This window comes from Chryseobacterium proteolyticum (assembly GCF_046591535.1).
Taxonomy (GTDB): Bacteria; Bacteroidota; Bacteroidia; order Flavobacteriales; family Weeksellaceae; genus Chryseobacterium; species Chryseobacterium proteolyticum.
Genome location: NZ_JBJLWK010000006.1, coordinates 240,442 through 257,303, shown reverse-complemented (window position 1 = coordinate 257,303; position 16,862 = coordinate 240,442). Strand labels below are relative to the sequence as shown.

The window sequence follows — 16,862 nt, the reverse complement described above, 5'->3', positions numbered from 1 at the left end:
AATTAATTTTATAAGATACCTATTATTATATTCAAGGCAGTCAAATTCATCCCATAGATTGCTGATACACTTCCTGTAGTGTTTTATTTTCCTATCTCTTCTGAAAAAAATCTAATGAAAAGAAGGGCTCCTCATTTCTTTTTTGCCTTTTGAACCACTTTATTATAAGCAAGACAGAGGTCTATATAGTATTGAAAATCTTTGTTTTTGTGATATCCTTCTTTACTCACAAAAATATACCCTTTTGCTACCCTTTTCCCATGAATCATCGGGCGGCAATACTCTTTTTCCAGCTCCAGCTCTGCTTGTTGAGGATCAATCCTGCATAAGATCTCCTCATTACGAACTCCGATGCATAGTTTATCATCTACCATAAAGCTTAATCCCTGGAACATTTTTTTTCTCAACCACATTATTCTCATGCATCAATGTTTCTCTTATCCGGTTTACCAGTTGTTCGTTGTACATGATTATTTTTTTTAATTCTTGCAGGTATACTCTTTAATGAATCACCATTTTTCAGGCATCGATTTCCATGTGTGCTCGATATTGGTCATCAGCAAAGCATTATCAAACGTTATAGAGCCTTTTGGGAAAAGTGTTTCATCTTCATAAAAAGTTGATTTCAAATCCATCACTTCAAGAGGTCTTATTTCCCATGTATAGGTATTCAACTGAAGTCCTTCCAGCTTATCTTTATGAGGCGAATACCCGAGACATCCCTCCTGAAAAAAGTCTGAAGCCTTCTGCAATGTTTCAAATATGGAATGATTATCAAATACTTCAATTTCCTTAGCATCAATTGAAGTAATCAGCTGATCGGAGCTTTTAAAATCAACATGGTAATGCTTGTTATTTTCCTTTACATTAAATTTCGCATAATAATGTTTACCCGGAAATACACGTCCGCCTACAAGCGTATTGATCTTCGATGAAGTATCTCTTCTCGGAATATATACCCCGGTCCTTACCTCTCCGCCTTCGTCCCATTCAACAGCAATTCTGTGTGCTCCGTTCTCGGAATCGATCCCCATAAAATCCGGCAGCCCCAACGCTTTAATATTTTTAAGCCTGATCAGGCAAATACCTACTATTGCTTTATTTTTATAAAGCTTTGGTCTGAATGGAAAAGGGAGAATCTTTTCTACTGCGTCAGGATCAGCAGTAAAATTGATCAAAATCCTTCGATCTATATATCCATGTATTTCTGGTAATTTCATTTTTATATGTTAAGATGCGGCCATCCCCTGTCTTAGAGACAAATGTAATTCATTTTTTGGTCAACCTGATAAAGTATTTCAATATGTTTTACACAGAAAAGATGTTAATTTCGTTCTATTTTTATTTGCTGTTTTTTTATGAGATTTGCTGCTATAATTACTTTCAGTATTATGAAAAAATTAATTTTAATCTGCACCTTTTCTTTTGCTTTTATCCAAATAATAAATCCTCAACAAATCATATCCTGAAATTCAAATTCCGATCGTGAACTGTATGCTCAGAATATTGGGAAAATACTTTTTCTACATTATTCCATCATCTTTTTAATAGATGTACATACCTCATCAAGCTCTTTGCGATCCGGAAGGACTGAATATCTTTCACCAAACCGCAAACCAAAACCATCATTACGGAATCTCGGGAAAATATGCAGATGGGTATGAAAAACCTCCTGGCCGGCAGCTTCACCATCGGCAAGAAAATAATTGATTCCCTCAGATCTTATATCCGATTTCCTAAGGGCCCTATTAATTTTAGCAGCAACATTGAACATTCCTGAAGTAAGATCTTCGTCCAGTTCGGCAATGAATTCCCTGTGTATTTTCGGCACTACTAATATGTGTCCCGGATTAACGGGCTGGATGTCCATAAAAGCAATTACCTGATCATCTTCGTGGATGATGCTTGCAGGGAGTTCTCTGTTTATTATTTTACAAAAAATACAATTGTTCATAAGGGCTGGAAAGTTTTTTATAAAAATAGTAAAACGGAAATGATCATAAAATACAGGATTGTTTATTCAACAAAAAAAAGATTAATCTAGTTACGGTTTCCTGTTTTGGCCTGCCGCACAGCCTGGTTATCTTTTATATTCAATCGGTAGACCAACGTCAGGCGATATCGGGCGGCATTAGGGATATTGGTCTGGTTGATCACATAATCTGCTCCGGTGGTTACGCTGCTTAGTTTGCGTAATTCAAAAAGATTGCTCACATCAAATGTGACGGTTGCCCTGTCTTTTAAAAAAGTTTTGCTGCATCCAAAGTCGATACTGTGTACCGCATTAGTATGGGTTTGAGCTGTTGCATTGCCCCCCCCTGAAATTATATATTGTCTGGAAAGAAAGTTTATCCTTCAGTTTAAGCTGAGCACTTAAACGGGCAGTCAGTGTAGTTCCTGAAAAATCAAAAGTCTGTTCCCGATAAGATCCTTCCTTTGCATAATGAAACAGGTTGAGCTCTGTATTCAGCTGAATCCATTTTAACGGATTGTATAATACGGACAGCTCTATTCCACTCCGGGTTTCTTTATGAATATTTACAGGCATGGTAATAAAAAGCCCTTCAGCATTCCTGTACGTGTAATCCTCAATTATCCCCTTGTTTCTTTGGTAGTAAACCGATGGATTAAAAGTAAGCGTCTTTGTGTTCTTTAGAAAAGAAAATTCCACTACCTGTGCATATGACGGATTAAGATCCGGATTTCCCACATAACGGCTGCTGAGATCTGTCAATTCATTAAAAGGATAAATCATGGTAAGGGACGGCCTGTTGATCCGCTTGCTATAGCTACCCTGCAAAGTCGTGTTTCCGTTAAAACGATAACTTAGATTTAATGTTGGAAACAAACGGGTGTAATTTTTATTGCTTGTGTAGGTTCCCATACGGTCTTCAATTCCTATTTTGGTAAGCTCACCACGTAATCCTCCCTGATAACTAAAGGCTCCTTTCTTACCTGAAAACTGAACATAGCCACTTCCGATCAGCTCTTTATATAAAAGGTGATTATCAATCTGATCAATGATCTCCCAGCCTGAAATATTTTGCTGCTCAGCAATGAAATCACTGTTGACCCTACGATCCTCCAATTTCAATCCGTATTCAATGGTAGAAGTACTGTCCAGCGGGTGGATCATATCCGTTTTGATCATAAAATCCTTACTGCTTCCTACTGAACCTGTTCTGATCAAAGGCAAGCCAGCCGCCAACGGGAAAACCCTTCGCGTTTCAAGATTCCATTCTTTATCACTGTCCCAGAAATCATACTGCATATCGACAGTAAATTTCTTTCCGGGCTTATCAAAGCTTTTAGTATAATTAAACTCCAGCTGATTGTAGCTCCTCTTTTCCCAGGATTCTCCATTGCGTGTGACACTGCTGTCTGCCAAACTATTTCTCCCAGAGTACAGATAATTCATACGGGTTTTATCATGATCACGTGTTGAGTTCCGGAGAAAAGCAGCAGTAAGGCTGTTCTGATCATTAATTTGAAAATCTGCTCCAAAATATAACAGTTTGGCATCGTCATGCCTGTTTTCATCCTGTCTCTGATCCAGTAAATAAGAGGCATCGGAAAGTCCTGAAGACTGCTGCATGGTGTATACCCCCACATAATCAGACAACCTGAGTCCGTACGTAGCAAATAAATTGAGTTTATTGGATTTAAAATTCAGACTGGGACTTATTCTGGTTTCATTGGGAATACCTCCAACAACACGCAACTGGCCACTAAAACCTGCTTTTTTATTCTTTTTAAGGATTATATTGATAATACCGGCTGATCCGGCTGCGTCAAACCTTGAAGAAGGGTTGGTTATCACTTCTACCCGTTCTACCTGATCCGCCGGCAATTGCTCCAACGCATTACCTTGCGTTAACCCTGTTCTCCGTCCATTAATCAGTACGAGGACATTGTTGTTCCCCCGTAAACTGATCCCGCCACCCGGATTTACACTTACGGAAGGGACCCTGTTTAACAAATCGGTAACTGCTCCCGATTGTGACAGAACATCCTTACCTACTTCAAAAATCTTTTTATCAAGCTTCAAACTGACTGGACCCCGTTTCCCTGTTAAAGAAACCTCTTCTAAAAGCTTTGCATCAGGTTCCAGGAGAACAGTTCCGACATGTATTGTCTCCGAGTTTACCTGTATCTGTTTATGGCTTTCCCGATAACCAATCAGGTGATAAACAATGCTATAATTTCCCATGGGAATTTGGTCCAGCCGGAATGCTCCTTTGCTATCTGAGATAGCCACTGCAATAGATTTATCGTTACTGTCCTTTAAGGTAGCAGTCACGTCGGATATTGGCTGTCCGGAATTTTCGCTGATGACACCTGTTATCAGGGCTTGCTGGGCAAAATAAAGCGGAGCCGCCACCATGATCAGAAAGATGATTATTAATTGTTTCATGAAGTAAAATTAGAGCGTGCTCATGTCTGTTTAAAGTAAAAACATGTGAAACGCTCCAGAGGCTTTCGAACAGCAATCCGGAAGATTAGACTCAACTATTACTCCTGTAAACTTCTCTCTTTTACCACTTAATCTTATAGCTGAAAAGCCAGTCGTTTCCTTTTGATCCAAAAAGATTGATGAAAATTCTAATCATAGTTTCCCGGATGAATTGCTTAAAACCGTTTACCACTACTTTATCCTCTCCCCTTCTTCTTCCTTCAAGTACAATTTTTTCTACACGAGGTCTGCGCTCTTGTTCAAATAGTGAAAATGCGGACAGACATTCTTTTTGATCTCTGAGCAATTTAGCCAGCAACATTGCGTCTTCCAAGGCCATAGACGCTCCCTGTCCGGAGTTTGGACTTACTGCATGGGCTGCATCTCCTATCAGTATTATTTTTCGATGAGACCAAACAGGAAGAAAACGTACATCAAAAACATTAATGCGTAGGTAAGAATCTGCATTATTAATGATATCCGATACCGGAAAACTATAGTTTCCATATTGTTTATTCAAAACTTCCTTTTCCTCATCCACATGAATGTTTTTCAATTGATCTTTAGACCAGGGCATTTCGGAAATAACATTGGTCCACCACATTAATTCTTTATCGTTTGCTCCGCTAAAGCCAAAGAAACCGTTTTTGCCATAAATAAAATTAATGTTCCTGAACTCCCTGTCTGTTAAACCTGCCAGCTTATCTCTCGAAATAAAACCGGCATGCGAAATAATCCCGGTAAATTCCGGTTGAATTTCAGCGGCAACGGACTTTCTTACCACACTATTGATCCCATCTGCTCCAATCAACAGGTCCCCGATTGAAATAGTATCATCATCAAAGGAAACGATCACTTTCCCATCGTCAGTCTGGACAATATCTTTTACTTTCTTTTCAAAATAAAGCGGGATATTCTTAGTTTGGACAGTTTTTCTTAAGATATCTACCAATGTTTGCCTCTTCATACTGACTGCAGGTTGCGGAAACTTCTGCAGATCTGTAAACAGCATTTTTGCCAGCCTTTTTCCTTTGGCATTTCTAAAAATTCCTTCATGAACGGGACATCCGCTTTGAATAATTTCCTCTGCCAGGCCAAGCTCTGCCAGTACATTCATTCCGTTTGGTGCTATATTCAGGCCACCACCTGCAGTTTCCTCTCGTGATCTTAGCTCAAAGATTTCGGAGGAAATACCAATTTTTTCAAGGAATAATGCCATGGCTGTACCAGCAATTCCGGCACCTAAAATAATGGCTTTTCGATTCTCTTCCATAACTGATCGGTTTTTGTTTACTTTGTATATAATTAAGTTTGATTTTATTTTACTTATGAAATATTTTACAAAGTAAAATAAATTATTTTACACCAACAACAATGAGCAGAAATAAAATAGAACAAATCGGTGAAAGACTCAAAGAACAAAGTACCCATGCTGTTAGAAGGAGCAATCTTATCGCCGCTCAATTGAAAATCAATCCTACCGATCTTGAAGCTTTGGAAGTCCTGTTACGAAACGGAAAAGCAACTGCAGGCACACTTTCCAGCGAAACAGGAATATCAGGAGGAGCCGTTACCAAAATGATCGATCGCCTTGAAAAAGCAGATTTTGTAAAAAGGGTCCTGGATAAATCTGACCGAAGAAAAGTAATTATTGAACCCAACTTAAATACCATACAACAAAGGGTATTCCCGTTATACGCTCCTTTAATAGCTGCTACAACAGAATTATTCAAAACATATTCTGACCAGGAACTCGATATTATCAACGGTTTTATGGAAAAAATACTTCAGATAAGCAGTGATGATCTGAACCAGATGACATCGGATCTGTAATATGATGTGATAAATAAGTCTATGTATCTGCAACCTAATTAAAAACATGCAAACAGCTCTACAGACTTTCAAACGACAACCAGGATTTATCCATTACCTTGTATATTTACATTATGCATAAGGTCCTGCTTTTATTGGTATTCCTGAACCTGGTGAATATCCCGGTTATTCAGAATGATGAACCTGTATCGCTGTATAAAACAGGAGATGATCCGGCCTGGGCAGCTAAGAACTACAATGACAAAAACTGGTCACGGGTAAGAGGAGATACTTCTGATAAGATATTCTGGTCACGGACCCGTCTTGATCTCCGGCAAGTAGAACCTGAACTTACGCCTTTAGGACTTCAGATTGAATCTTTTGGCGCATTTGAAGTATATTGGGATGGTGTTTTTATCGGAAACAACGGACAATTACCTCAAAATGGAAAACCTGAAACCCCAGGTTCCGAAAGCAGTTATTACAGAGTTCCGGACAGCCTGATTTCACCGGGTTCCCATATTGTTGCATTGCGAACTTCTCAATCATTACTTCCTCATGTACATCGTGACATTGGATTTAAGATGAATAAATACACGACCTTATTAACCAAGCCCCTGGTTACCATGTCGTACATGAATCTCATGGCAGGAGCTTTTCTTATTGCAGCAGTCTATTATTTTTTCCTGTACCTGAACAGCAGGCGAAGACCTCTTGATATCCTTATTTTTGCAACCACCTGCCTTTTATTTTTTGTTTTACTGATCATGGAATACCTTAAATTTCATGTGGTTATTCCCTACTCTCAGTTTTTTATCCGCCTGGAAATTATTGGATGGCTCACCTTTGCCAATGCGCTTTTGGTTCCCTGGTATTTTATTATTCAGTTTAATTTTAAAAGAGGAAAGTGGCTCATGGCAGCCCTTCTGGTAACGCTCTTATTATTATATGGATTTAATTACGGACACTACGACCTTACCGCAAGACTATACAGTCTGGCAATGCTGATAGCAGCTATCATTGTCGTTCTGAACGGCATTATCCAAAAAGAAAAAGGAGGTTTTATCGTACTGGCAGGACTCTTGATCAGCGGCTTGATGCATAAATTTATTTTTTACGACTATGGACTCTTTATCAGCTTCACGATCATTGTTTTAAGCATGCTTTACCTGCACTCGATCCGGACCAGTGTTATTGAAGCCGAACACCAGCAGGCTGTATTGCTTTCTTCAAGGCTGCAACTGGAATTGCTGAAAAAAAATATCCAGCCTCATTTCCTGAGAAATACCCTGACCTCTATGATGGACTGGGTCGAAGAATCACCCAGGGAAGGATCGCGCTTCATCCAGGCATTGGCCGCAGAGTTTGACATTATGAACGAGATTTCCGAACAGACCCTGATTCCCATAACAAAAGAGCTCGAACTTTGCCGGCAGCATCTTTCAGTCATGGGTTTCCGGAAAGAGATAAACTATAAATGGGAGCAAAACGGAATAGATGAAACGCAATTCATTCCACCCGCCATTATTCATACTTTACTGGAAAATGGCATTACCCACAGTGAACCATTGCCCGGAAATATCATTACATTTAAACTGAGCTATTCCTTATCGGGAAATCATCACAAATATGTATTCGAAACCATTGCAAAAAACCGTGAGGTATTCACAAGCCGGAGTGGCGGCAACGGACTTAAATATATTCGTGCCCGTCTGACAGAAAGTTACGGACAAAACTGGGTATTCAAATCCGTTCAAACAGAAAACGGTTGGCTATCGACCATTCAAATTACAAGATCATGAATATACTGATTATAGAGGACGAATCAAGGATCGCACATCGCCTGCAGCGTATGACAGCAAAATTCTTCGAAAACAGACCTGTTCGGATTACAGTTTGCGATTCTCTGCAAAAAGGACTTTCCCAAATAGAACACGATCTTCCTGATCTGCTGCTTCTCGATCTGAACCTCAATGGTGATAATGGTTTTGAAGTATTGGAACATATGGTAGCCTCTTCTTTTCACACCATCATTGTTTCAGCCAATACCGATAAAGCAATCACTGCCTTTGCATACGGAGTACTGGACTTTGTTCCCAAGCCTTTTGATGAGGACAGGCTTTTTCAGGCTCTTAACCGTTTTAGCAGCCCTTCCATCAAATCCGGTGACGATATCCAATACCTGGCTGTGAAGAGATCCGGACAAATACGGTTGGTGAATATTTCGGATTTGATTTATATAAAAGGAGCCGGAATTTATACCGAACTTCACTTAAAAGATGGCCGGCAGGAGCTGCACGATAAATCTTTAGAGCTTTTACAACAGCTTCTTCCGGGAGAATTTGAGCGGATTCACAAATCCTATCTTGTCAATCTGTCTCAAGCCGAAAAGATCACCATCAGCTCCGGCTCCCGTTACGGCTTATTGCTTAAAAACGGGGAAATCCTTCCGATTGGACGTTCAAAATACAAAGAGCTCAGAAATAAGACCATTTGATTGTTACCGTTTTATTTTATCCATCCTACTTTCTTCTTCCAGATTTCCAGCTCATTTTTTCTTTTGCTAAAATCTTCAGGTGGCGATTGATTTTCTCTTTTTACCTGCTCACGGATTATGGCCGTTTGCTCTTCGAGTGTATTCAGCCCAACAGATTTTCTTCGTTCATTAACTTTTGTGATATTGTCAATAAAATTCGGGACCATTTCTCCGTTCTCATTCCAGTCAAATTGGGTTCCGTATAGCTGCGGCTTTCCTTCAAACACGGCAATCCGGTCACTAAGATAGGCGAGATTTTTAGGATCGGCCTTTTGTTCGTCTACTGCATCTTTTAATAACCGGACGCATTTTCTCATCAATTCAGGCTGGCCGATAGCATGCTGTATAATCAGCCAGGCAGCTTCACTGGCTTCTTTACCCACTTTGTCAATACCGGGATAACCAATAATATCCATGATATCATTCAGTTTTTTCGCATTCCTGCTATGCAATTGTTCCATTTCTTTGTGATATCCTTCCCCGAGTTCCCCTCTTTTGATAAGCTGATCACGCAATTCGAGATCTTCATTTTTTAGTTCAATAATTCTTTCTGCAAAATGGTTATGGCTCATAATAAGTTTTTAATAATATTTACTACAGGTATTTTTGATCGCTTAATACCTATCTTGATCTGCCTTTATAAATATACTCTATATTTTAAACTAATTAATTGAACAATGACATTCCCGTGAAACTTTCCAAAACTCCGGAATGCGGATTTGGGAGAAAGATAATTAACACAACTTTAACGCCTTTACTTAAATTCGGAGGCTGTGATTTTAATACATAAAGCCGTACTTTGCAGCCTAAAAAACAACGAAAAAGATGGGGCTATTTGATATGTTTACACAAGAGATCGCAATGGATCTTGGAACCGCTAACACACTAATTATACATAATAACAAAATCATCATTGATCAGCCCTCGATCGTCTCTATTGACCGTACAACGGGAAAACCAATAGCAGTCGGAGAACAGGCGAAGCTTATGCAGGGGAAGACCCATGAAAATATTAAAGCAGTACGTCCGTTGAAAGACGGTGTGATTGCTGATTTTCATGCTTCCGAACACATGATCAAAGAATTCATTAAACAGATACCGGGAATTAAGGGAAGATTTATACAGCCAGCACTTAGAATTGTCATTTGCATTCCTTCAGGGATTACGGAAGTGGAAAAAAGGGCTGTAAAAGATTCTGCATTGAAAGTGAATGCAAAGGAAGTTAAGCTGATCTATGAGCCAATGGCCGCTGCAATTGGTGCGGGTATTGACGTTCAGAATCCGGAAGGAAATATGATCGTAGATATAGGCGGCGGAACAACTGAAATTGCAGTCATTGCACTGGGTGGAATCGTTTGCGACAGATCGCTTAAAATAGCCGGAGATGTCTTTACCAATGATATTGCTTACTTCCTGAGATCCTATTACAATCTGTATGTTGGAGAGAGAACAGCTGAAAGAATAAAAATCGAAATCGGATCTGCACTGGAAGAGCTGGACTATCCTTTGGAAGACATTCCGGTACAGGGAAGAGACATGATCACCGGGAAACCTAAAGAGATCATGGTGAATTACAAAGAGATTTTTAAAGCCCTGGATAAATCCCTGATGAGAATTGAAGATGCGGTGATGGAAACGCTTTCCCTCACTCCGCCTGAACTGGCAGCAGACATCTATAAAACGGGAATCTATCTCGCCGGAGGTGGCGCCCTTCTTCATGGACTTGCAGACAGAATACACAAAAAAACAGGATTACCTGTATGTGTGGCGGAAGATCCTTTGAGAGCCGTTGTACGTGGTACAGGTATCGCGCTTAAAAACATCAATAAGTTTAGCTTTCTGATGAGTAACTAATATTGACCGGAATAAATAGCAAAAGGCTTTGAATACATATTTAAGGCCTTTTTGTGTTGGGTAAAAAACAACAATATTACAAATGGTTAAAATATATTTATCACCTGAAATTGAATTGTTTTAATTAAAATTTTATATTTGCTGAGTACATAATTTGCATCCGGATTATAAGAAAAGCAATACTAAAAAGGAAAAAGTGTTCCAACATATCATCACCCAAAAAGCCATGAAAACTTTAAAAACAGCCTTATCTGTATCTATTTTCAGTCTTGTTCTTACTTCCTGCGCTACCATGCAGCGAACCGATCTGTATTTTGGAACCAATATCCCGACCGGAGGCAATGTAACCCAGCGGCAGTGGAAGGAATTTTGTGACGGGGTTATTACCCACTACTTCCCTGAGGGATATACAGAAGTAGATGCTGTCGGGAAATGGATGGACACCCAGACCAAACAAACCATTTCCGAAAATACCAAGGTGGTGACCTTTCTCGGTAAACCCACCAAAGAAAGAAATGCTTCCCTCGACAGTATTACACAAAAGTATATTCGTCAATTTCACCAGCAAAGTGTACTGAGAATAGATAGCAAGCCCAAAGTAAAATTCATCAGTAAGACATAATCTGTTTGTAAATTACTCTTTTCCTACATTTCATCCTTCAGGAAACTCCGTGTATACCCTTTCCATTAGAAAAATCATTAGTAACTGATTTTACTTATATTTTTTACAAGTAAGCTCAAAGTGAAATTCTTTTGTTCAAAACCCTCATCATCATTCACATAAAAGAATGACCAAAAAGTGAAATGACTTTTAATATGTAATTCCGGATCAATAGCCTTAACTTGGCAGGAAACTTGGTAAGTAAAACAATAAAGCCAATCAGGTTAAAAAATAAACGGAAATACAATGGTAACGATCAACAATTTTAAAGAATATAAGTCCTTTGAAGGAAAAACCATAGGTGTTTCCAACTGGCATCAGATAGATCAGGAACAGATCGATAAATTTGCTGATGCAACTTTAGACCGGCAATGGATACATGTCGATCCGGAAAGGGCAAAAAAAGAAGGACCTTTTGGATCAACCATAGCCCACGGGTATCTTACTCTTTCTCTTATCCCCTATTTATGGAAGCAGATAGCGGATGTCCGTAATGTAAAAATGGAAATCAATTACGAAATAGAAAGCTTCAAATTTGGGCAGGCTGTACGTGTTAACAGCGAAGTACAGCTACAAGCCACCGCAAAAATGATATCCAACCTCAGAGGAACTGTTAAAGCGGTGATCCAGGCTAAGCTGATCATTAAAGGTGAAGAGAAACCCGCATACACCGGTGATGTTATTTTTCTTTACCACTTCGCTTAAAAACAGGAAGAATTCATTATTTTGATTCCGTAAACATGAATAATGTTTAGTTGCATCTATGAAAGACCATGAATTACATCAGCTTACTGATCTTCTTTTCAAATCCGGGAAAGAAGAAAAATACGGGCCTAAAAGAGTAATAATCGAAGAAGGAACGGTTTCGCGAAAGTTCTATTATTTAAAAAAAGGAATTTTGAGAGGCTGGACTGATTATGACGGTAAAGAAGTCACATTTCAATTCCTTTTTGAAAATCATATTTTTTGCTGTTCGGAGAGCTTCTTTTATCATCAGCCAAGCTCTTATACAGTGGAAACGATCGAAGCATGCAGCCTTTTATCAGTAGAAAAAACGGATATCGATACATTATCCGAAGACATTACCTTCGTGAATCTCTTTAATAAATATCTCATAAGCCGGGTAAATGATTACCAGCAGTTATTGATCTCTCAGATCCGGGAAAAGCCGGAGATGCGCTACAAAAAGCTTCTTGAAGAATATCCGGAAATCATCCTCCGTATTCCTCAGCATTTGATCGCGTCTTACCTCGGTATGACGCCGGTCAGCTTAAGCAGGATCAGAAATCGATGAACGCTTCATTTCTTTACAATTGTTAACGACGGGTTACTTACTTCCAGGCTACATTTGTTGAAAATTATATCAACAATGGAAAAATTAATACAAGCCGTATTCAAAGAAGTCATAGAAAACAAAAATTATGACGAATCCCTGATCAACAAATACTTCAGTGAAGATTATATTCAGGAAGTAGATGGCGTAACGCTGGATTTTAATTCTTTTAAAAATCATATCCGGAAATTAAAGGAAAAAGTAGTTGAGCAAAAGGTAGTGTTTGAAAATATAATGAGTGATGAAGATTGCGTGATTACAAAGCACTATGTGACCAGTATTCTTCAGAATGAAGAGATAGTAAAACACAAAGTCTTTGCAGAATTCAAATTCAAAAATGACAAAATAGTCCATTGTGACGAACTAACTTTCCTTTTAGAAGGTGATTCATCTGAAAAAAAAATTAGGTTCTGAAGTTTGATCTATTTCAGGCTATAATCTAAAACAAAAAGAGCCTTCTCAGGAAGGCTCTTTAAACGAAAATATAAAAAACTGTTCTTTAATTTCCAAAATTCACAAAATGCGGAATATCGGTCGAAAAGTTATTGATTGGTAAAAGATTATTTCGGTTGCTGTTAAAATCAAAAACCGAATTATTATCAAACGGAACACGCGGATAATAAGTAAAAGAGATCTGGATCCTGTTGAAAACCAGAAAAGGATTATTGATCAGAACACCAATTCCTATTTTTGTGTTGGCTGTTGTTTTCAGTAATTTGTCATCAGGCATACCCAGCCAGCCCACTGCGGCGGTTAAATACGGGCTGAAGTGAAAATTCTTCCATGTTTTATTAACGAACAACTGAAGCTGATATCTCAGAACCAGTTTCTTAGTCCCGATATAATCCGAGTTATAAACCGGAAATTCATCTGAAGCCGAAAGATTAATTCTGTCTTTGTACGAATAGTTATGCTGTGGATTTCCCAAAGCCAGGGTCGGAGAGAAAAAATGTCTCACCTTGGCAAATTTCCAATCCATAAGATGGGTAAAATAAGTTCCATCCAACCGGAAGGACTCGCGATTTTGATTGTCTTCATTAAAAAACCTTCCGAACTCAGCTTTTAAATTAAAATACCCCAGCCTGGTAAAATTACCATAAGATGCCGCAACTCCCACATATGGTTTTACGTCGTTATTTCTAGACAATCCCCCAGCCGTCAAATTCAATGATTTACCATAAGCAATATCTTCCGGCAAATCATATTGAAAAATATTTTTCTGAACCGAGAAATTCCTTTGGATAAACCCGATAGACATCAGGAAACTGCTGTAAGAATTAAAATACTGATACCGGTCGATTCCCGGGCTGTCTTTATATTGATAATTTTGAAACCTCCCGATTATGGCAATATTACTGGAGACTTTTTCATTCGGATCGGATGAAACAGGAATCTGATATCCACCCCATACATCCTGGCTATATACCTTGATCTGGACTTCCGGATATGTTGTATCATTCTCTACAGGAAGTAAAACATGCCTCATGAAATATTCCAGACTAACACCACCGGCCCATTTGGTGAGCGGTGAGAAAAAGTCTCTCCTGACATTGAAGTTGATTCTTTCATTTTTAAAAAAATCCCTCTCCCCCAGAATCTGTGCATCAACATAGGACCCGAAAAGGTTATAGGCCGTGTAACTTCCCAAAAGGTAGTTTTGCTTTTCTTTAGAATCGTTCCGGTAAAGGAAATCGAAGGTATGGCCTAATCCCAGAACATTTTCTTCCGTAACTCCAAGGCCGATTTTACTTCCCGAGTAGCTTAGCCTGGGTTTTAAACTCCATGAGTCGAGAACCCTTACCACCACATCAATAGAATCATTGTTGGAATTACTTTCCTCAACACCGATATGAACCCTGTTGACAAAAGCCATCTTTCTCAACAAACGTTCGGATTCATAGAGTTTCTGCGCATTATACTCTTCCCCCTCGTGAAAAAGCAGGTAATTATTAACCGTAGAAGTCCTGGTATTAGGATGAAGGTGATTGGTGATCCAGTCGTACCATTTAGATTGCTCTTTGGTATCCTTGGAACCATATCCAAAGGGGTCTATCGTTTCTATACGGATATTTCTGATGTATTTCCTGTTATATTTCTCCTGCGATAGCTTTTCAGTTCTGGACTTAACAGAAGTAGAATCCGCTTCTCTACGGAATATGAGACGGTGAAAGAATTTGGTCACTTTATGATGATCCGAAAATTCTTCTATTTTGTAATAAAGAGAATCTTTTTTTTCCTGTGCATTTAAAAAGAAAAAACCACCAAACAGCAAAATTAAAAATATAGTAGATCTAGTCATTAGTCATCAAAAATTCAATAAGCTTGATAATATCAATTTACAAGCCAATAAGAATTAAAAACGTACTAAATTCTATTGAAATCATATCATCTTTCACTCCAGGAAAGATGAACGCATCTGCAGATAGCAAATGAAAAAATCATCTTTTGGTAGAAGTTGAACTCAACAAATTTAAAATCAACCCATTACTTTGTTATAGATCAACTGGCAATTTATTGCGCTTTGAACCAAAGTAAACAGCAAGCAAAATGCTGGGGTGTTGAACCGTAATAGCGCAAAAAACTTTTGTCGAAAACTAATTCAAAAGCGACCAGATGAGAACCCCCGCACCGGCATAGGCCGCTACCGTAATGATGTCAGCTATGGGCTGCGAAAATCTTTTTTCAGCAATTCTTTCGGCATTAATCTGATTCTTATGAAATTTTAGAATTTTCTTAGGATTATGGACCGGATGCGCAACCAGACTATCACTTTCCCATCTGTCCACTATTACTTTGTAGGTTTTGCCGTCTGCTTCAATCCTCACATTTTTATTAGGTGAGAGCTTCTCCTGAACATTCACAGGAGCGGATACTTGTTGCAGATTCAGATTTTGGGAATCAGCGTTTGGATTTTTCGTTTGCGCAGGAGCATTATTACCAGAGCTCATTTTAGATGCCTGCTTATTGTCGGCTTTGGGATTGGCCTGTTTTTTTACCTGATAAGTATAGCAACTCACAAGAGAAAATGATAGGAGGATACAATAAAAATTCTTTCGCATGAGTCAAATTTAAGAAATAAACGCAAAAATCAGTATTTTCTTTTGAAAGATCCTGTGATATTATTACCAAAACAAAAAACACTGTCAACAATAATATTTCCATGTTTTTAAATGTATTGATTTCGGCCTTTAGGAGAAAGGGTTCAGGTCATTTGTTACTCCTGATTATCGGTTCTGATCAAGAACAAATTTTAAGTTCGCAAAATCCGTATCGGCTTCCACCAAAGTACAAATTCCATTGCTGTAGGTATAAGTAGTGGAGTTTCCGTTGGGGAGATCGATTCTGTACTTTCCCGAAGTAATCTTCCGGACAGGAATCATTTTTTGGAATTTCTCCGAAAAAACGGATTTTATATTTCTCGGTTCATTAAAATACAGACTTGCCGTCGAACTGAAAATTGACTGTTTCAGCGAACCATTCGCTCCATCTTTATCAGAAAGATGATAAAAACTTCCGTTCCAGGTAGCGGTATTGTTCACCTTTAGTTTCCCGTTCATTGTCCGGTAAAGTCTGGCTTGCTGAAGGATATTCTGTTTAAAGGTAACCCCCATTTTGTCGTAAACTTCAATACTGTAAAGAAGCTTTACTTTGGCCCTGGATTCAAAAAGATATTCAGTGACATCATCCTTTAAAGAACGTTCCACATGGATCTTGCCAATCATTTTATTATCCTTGATAATGGAATAGTTCAATTCTTTGTTAATAGGTGGTGCCATGAAAGGTTGAAAATAATTGTACACCATCACCGTAAAAATCAGGAGTGCTTTCATAATAAAAATATTTATGAAGCAAAATTAGTCCGGGAAAAAGCTTAAAATGTTCCGGAGGATAAATGTGAACTTATTATTTTTAAATAATTTAAACAATTGAAAACAAGATACTTGAATATAAATCTTCGTTCTGATTTATAATCTTGAACTTTGTTTTTCAGGTAATTTTACTAAGCTTAGTAACTGATTCATATTGCTGTGATACAATTGACTTAGGATACATATTTCTTCACATTCTTTCCAATTTAAAAATGTTCTGTTATTGCCAATATTTTACAGGATAATTTTCATCAAAAAAACTAAAAAAAAGAAATGATAATTTTTAATACGACGAGTTCTGTCGCTGTACAAAAGTACCTTTGTATTAGAGATAAGATAAAGAA

At 38.3% G+C, this 16,862-nt stretch carries 18 protein-coding genes; 8 read left to right on the top strand and 10 right to left on the bottom strand.

The features are described 5' to 3' along the window. Positions 1-131: 131 nt before the first annotated feature. From ACJ5H0_RS20755 to ACJ5H0_RS20730, 6 genes are all read right to left on the bottom strand, one after another. Positions 132-395 carry a TfoX/Sxy family protein gene (locus tag ACJ5H0_RS20755; protein WP_411251870.1) on the bottom strand — a complete coding sequence of 88 codons (264 nt, stop codon included), beginning with the start codon at positions 393-395 and terminating at the stop codon, positions 132-134. A gap of 114 nt (positions 396-509) precedes the next feature. Then, positions 510-1,220, bottom strand: coding sequence for a DUF2071 domain-containing protein (locus tag ACJ5H0_RS20750; protein ID WP_411251869.1), 711 nt, complete (start codon positions 1,218-1,220; stop codon positions 510-512). A 308-nt stretch (positions 1,221-1,528) separates the two neighbouring features. After that, entirely contained in the window at positions 1,529-1,954 is a 426-nt protein-coding gene (locus ACJ5H0_RS20745; RefSeq protein ID WP_172277974.1) for an HIT family protein, read from the bottom strand. Between the two features lie 86 nt (positions 1,955-2,040). Next, a complete protein-coding gene (locus ACJ5H0_RS20740; RefSeq protein WP_411251936.1) occupies positions 2,041-2,271 on the bottom strand; it encodes an outer membrane beta-barrel protein in 231 nt (76 codons plus the stop codon). Between the two features lie 13 nt (positions 2,272-2,284). Then, entirely contained in the window at positions 2,285-4,414 is a 2,130-nt protein-coding gene (locus tag ACJ5H0_RS20735; RefSeq protein ID WP_411251868.1) for a TonB-dependent receptor domain-containing protein, read from the bottom strand. Between the two features lie 121 nt (positions 4,415-4,535). Continuing rightward, the gene (locus tag ACJ5H0_RS20730; protein ID WP_411251867.1) at positions 4,536-5,726 is read right to left on the bottom strand and encodes an FAD-dependent oxidoreductase; all 1,191 of its coding nucleotides are present in this window, start codon (positions 5,724-5,726) and stop codon (positions 4,536-4,538) included. 101 nt (positions 5,727-5,827) lie between these two features. Here ACJ5H0_RS20730 and ACJ5H0_RS20725 point away from each other — a divergent pair, with 101 nt between their 5' ends. The 3 genes from ACJ5H0_RS20725 (at position 5,828) to ACJ5H0_RS20715 (ending at position 8,762) form a co-directional block, all read left to right on the top strand. Next, entirely contained in the window at positions 5,828-6,286 is a 459-nt protein-coding gene (locus tag ACJ5H0_RS20725) for a MarR family winged helix-turn-helix transcriptional regulator (protein ID WP_172277968.1), read from the top strand. 113 nt (positions 6,287-6,399) lie between these two features. Next, complete coding sequence (locus ACJ5H0_RS20720) at positions 6,400-8,067, top strand: histidine kinase (protein ID WP_273647615.1); 1,668 nt, start codon at positions 6,400-6,402, stop codon at positions 8,065-8,067. Further along, entirely contained in the window at positions 8,064-8,762 is a 699-nt protein-coding gene (locus ACJ5H0_RS20715) for a LytR/AlgR family response regulator transcription factor (RefSeq protein ID WP_273647614.1), read from the top strand. The genes ACJ5H0_RS20720 and ACJ5H0_RS20715 overlap by 4 nt, the downstream gene beginning before the upstream one ends. Before the next feature lie 11 nt (positions 8,763-8,773). Here ACJ5H0_RS20715 and ACJ5H0_RS20710 read toward each other — a convergent pair whose 3' ends face one another. Further along, a complete protein-coding gene (locus ACJ5H0_RS20710) occupies positions 8,774-9,373 on the bottom strand; it encodes a DUF6624 domain-containing protein (protein WP_411251866.1) in 600 nt (199 codons plus the stop codon). A gap of 253 nt (positions 9,374-9,626) precedes the next feature. Here ACJ5H0_RS20710 and ACJ5H0_RS20705 point away from each other — a divergent pair, with 253 nt between their 5' ends. The 5 genes from ACJ5H0_RS20705 (at position 9,627) to ACJ5H0_RS20685 (ending at position 13,063) form a co-directional block, all read left to right on the top strand. Next, a complete protein-coding gene (locus tag ACJ5H0_RS20705) occupies positions 9,627-10,655 on the top strand; it encodes a rod shape-determining protein (protein WP_172277960.1) in 1,029 nt (342 codons plus the stop codon). 226 nt (positions 10,656-10,881) lie between these two features. Further along, the gene (locus ACJ5H0_RS20700) at positions 10,882-11,277 is read left to right on the top strand and encodes a DUF3574 domain-containing protein (RefSeq protein ID WP_273647612.1); all 396 of its coding nucleotides are present in this window, start codon (positions 10,882-10,884) and stop codon (positions 11,275-11,277) included. A 285-nt stretch (positions 11,278-11,562) separates the two neighbouring features. Continuing rightward, a complete protein-coding gene (locus tag ACJ5H0_RS20695) occupies positions 11,563-12,021 on the top strand; it encodes a MaoC family dehydratase (RefSeq protein ID WP_411251865.1) in 459 nt (152 codons plus the stop codon). 58 nt (positions 12,022-12,079) lie between these two features. Continuing rightward, positions 12,080-12,610: a Crp/Fnr family transcriptional regulator gene (locus ACJ5H0_RS20690; protein ID WP_411251864.1), complete on the top strand. Its 531-nt coding sequence runs from the start codon at positions 12,080-12,082 to the stop codon at positions 12,608-12,610. Between the two features lie 75 nt (positions 12,611-12,685). Next, complete coding sequence (locus ACJ5H0_RS20685) at positions 12,686-13,063, top strand: hypothetical protein (protein WP_411251863.1); 378 nt, start codon at positions 12,686-12,688, stop codon at positions 13,061-13,063. Between the two features lie 85 nt (positions 13,064-13,148). On the opposite strand, the gene ACJ5H0_RS20680 is transcribed toward ACJ5H0_RS20685, so the two are convergent. The 3 genes from ACJ5H0_RS20680 to ACJ5H0_RS20670 form a co-directional block, all read right to left on the bottom strand. Beyond that, positions 13,149-14,948 (bottom strand): BamA/TamA family outer membrane protein, encoded by a 1,800-nt coding sequence (locus ACJ5H0_RS20680; protein ID WP_172277950.1) that lies wholly within the window; start codon positions 14,946-14,948, stop codon positions 13,149-13,151. Between the two features lie 295 nt (positions 14,949-15,243). Continuing rightward, the gene (locus ACJ5H0_RS20675) at positions 15,244-15,708 is read right to left on the bottom strand and encodes a hypothetical protein (RefSeq protein ID WP_411251862.1); all 465 of its coding nucleotides are present in this window, start codon (positions 15,706-15,708) and stop codon (positions 15,244-15,246) included. A gap of 165 nt (positions 15,709-15,873) precedes the next feature. Next, entirely contained in the window at positions 15,874-16,479 is a 606-nt protein-coding gene (locus ACJ5H0_RS20670) for a DUF6134 family protein (protein ID WP_411251861.1), read from the bottom strand. Positions 16,480-16,862: the final 383 nt, after the last annotated feature.